Annotated in this window: 1 protein-coding gene and 1 pseudogene; both read left to right on the top strand. The window is 66.9% G+C overall.

What is annotated here, in order from left to right; genetic code table 11:
• Positions 1 to 241 precede the first annotated feature (241 nt).
• A complete protein-coding gene (gene citC / locus HMPREF7215_RS01475; protein WP_040550092.1) occupies positions 242 to 1,273 on the top strand; it encodes a [citrate (pro-3S)-lyase] ligase in 1,032 nt (343 codons plus the stop codon).
• A pseudogene (locus HMPREF7215_RS01470) lies at positions 1,263 to 2,464 on the top strand (hypothetical protein); the annotation flags it as partial. The gene citC and the pseudogene HMPREF7215_RS01470, both read left to right, overlap by 11 nt.

Below are 2,464 nucleotides of genomic sequence, written 5' to 3'. Positions count from 1 at the left end.
GGCGGCCGCCCCGGCGGCGCAGCAGGCCGTCAGCCCGATCAGGATCAGCAGTTTTTTCAGATTCATGGAAAGGACCTCCATTGAAATTTTTCAATCGGATCGAAGAAGAACGGTTTTTTCCCGCCGTCATCATATCACAACCGGCGTCCGAAAGAGCCGGGCAATCTTTTGTTTCGCGGCGGGGTAGTGTAGAATCAATGAAACGATTCGAACTTACGAGGGGAGGAGCGGGCCGGTGGATATGATGCAGGGGCGTCCGTTCAGCGGCAAAACGCTGGAACGGATCGAAAAGTTTCTGGCGTCGCTGGGGCTGGACTACGACGACGGCGTGGAGATGACGGTCTGCGCCTGCGACGAGGAGGGCGAGGTGGTCGCCACGGCGTCGCGCCAGGGCGCGGTGCTCAAGTGTATCGGCGTGAGCGCGGCGCACCAGGGCGAGGGACTGGCGGCGTCGGTGGTGAGCGAAGTCGTGACCGACGCGATCCGGGCGGGGCTGACCCACCTGTTCGTGTTCACGAAGCCGTCGAACCGGCAGATCTTCGACGATCTGGGATTTTTCCCGATGGCGGAGACCGCCGACGTGCTGCTGATGGAAAACCGCCGCGACGGCGTGAAGCGTTTCGTGGCCTCGCTGGCGTGTCCCGTTCGCGACGGCGTGATCGGCGCCGTGGTGGCGAACTGCAATCCGTTCACGAAAGGCCATCGGTACCTGATGGAGACGGCAGCGTCGCAGTGCGATTTTCTGCACGTCTTCGTGCTTTCGGCGGAGAAAAGCCTTTTCCCCGCGGCGCTGCGGCTGGAGATGGCGCGTCGCGGCGTGGCGCACCTGAAAAACGTCGCTGTGCATCCGACCGGCGATTACCTGATTTCGGCGGCGACGTTCCCCGATTATTTCCTCAAGGACAAGGCGCGCGCCGGCGACGTCAAGTGCGAGCTCGACCTGACCATCTTCGCGCGTTGTTTCGCCGCGCCGCTGCACATCACGCGGCGCTTCGTCGGTACCGAGCCGTTCAGTGCCGTGACGGAGCGTTATAACGAAGCCATGAAGGCGTTTTTGCCGCCGCTGGGCGTCGAAGTGACGGAGATCCCCCGCTGCCAGGCCGGCGGCGCGCCGATCAGCGCCACGCGCGTGCGCGCGCTGCTGGAACGCGGCGCCCCGGACGAGCCGGAGCTGGAGGAACTGCTGCCGGAAACCACGCTGGAACTGCTGCGCGAAAATCGCGGGCGGCACGGCGCGAACGAAGTGGGGAAGGAGGTGCGCCATGCCTTTTGAACTGTACGCTTACCGGCGCGTCGGCGATCTGGAACGGTTGCTGCGCGCTTTGCCGCCGGCGCGGGGGCGCACGTTCCTCGTCGCCGGTTCCGGCGACCGCGAGCTGCTGGCCGTCGCGCTGTCGGGATCGGATTCGTCGCCGGAGTATCGGATCCGCCGCTGGGACGAGATTTACCGGTATTTTTGCGAAGAACTGAACGTCGAAAAGCCGCGCGTGCAGATCGACCCGCCCGACCACTGGCTGCTGCTCTGGAACATCGTCAGGCGCTACCGCGAGAGCGGCGGCGTCCTACCGGCGGGCGCGCAGCGCCGCGGCTTTCTGACGCTGCTGGGTTCGCAGATCCGCGAGCTGATCAGCGAAGAAGTGCCGCCGCAGAGCCTCGCCGCCGTCTGCGAGGAAGGCGACCAGCTCGGACGGGCTTTCGTCAGCCTGTACCGCGCGTACCTCGGGGCGCTCGACCGCCAGGGGCTTTCGGACAGCGCCGGCGTCACCACGGAAACGCGCAAGCTGCTCGACCTTCCCGGCGCGGTGGACCTGTGCCGCTCTCTCGATCTCGTGCTCGTCGGCTTTTCCAGCCTGACCCATTCGCAGCTGGCGCTCGTGCGCGCCCTCGTCGGACGCGGTGCGGCCGTGCGCCTGTGCGCCCCCGTCGCCGATCTGGCCGGGGCCTACGGCGCGGCGCAGCAGTTCGGCGTCGAAGGGATCGCGCTGTCGGAACGGCGGCCGCTGCGCGCGGTGAAAATCGAGGGAGGCGATCCGCGCCAGGAACTGGAAACGGCGGCGCGCTCGCTGGCGCTCTGGGAGCGCGGCGAAGGGCCGCTGGCGGATCTCGCCCCGTGGCCGGGGCTGGAAGCCGTGGCCTTTTCGGTGCCGCGCGCTCGCCTCGCCGAGGCGAAAGAAGTTTTTGCGCGTTACGGCCTGCCCGTCTTCTGGGATTTTCGGCGCAGGATCAGCGAAACGCCGCTCTGGCAGCTCTCGTCGGCCTGCCTCGAAGCGGCCGAGAGCGGCTGGCAGACGGAACCGTCGCTGCGGCTGCTGTCGCTGCCGTGGCTGTGCGGATTCGATCTCGACGTGGAGCGATTGAGGTCGTTTCATCCCCGCGGCGCCAAAAGCTGGGAAAAAGCGCTCGACGGCGCCGGCGCTGCCGCCCGCGCCGCCTTTGGCGACTGCCGCCGCTACGCCGCGAAAGT

Source organism: Pyramidobacter piscolens W5455 (assembly GCF_000177335.1).
Lineage (GTDB): Bacteria > Synergistota > Synergistia > Synergistales > Dethiosulfovibrionaceae > Pyramidobacter > Pyramidobacter piscolens.
The sequence above is the reverse complement of the archived record's forward strand: the minus strand, read 5'-3'. Positions and strand labels throughout refer to the sequence as shown.

Excerpts from the sequence above, each read along its gene's own strand:
- citC (WP_040550092.1), top strand. The coding sequence starts at position 242 with ATGATGCAGGGGCGTCCGTTCAGCGGCAAAACGCTGGAACGGATCGAA.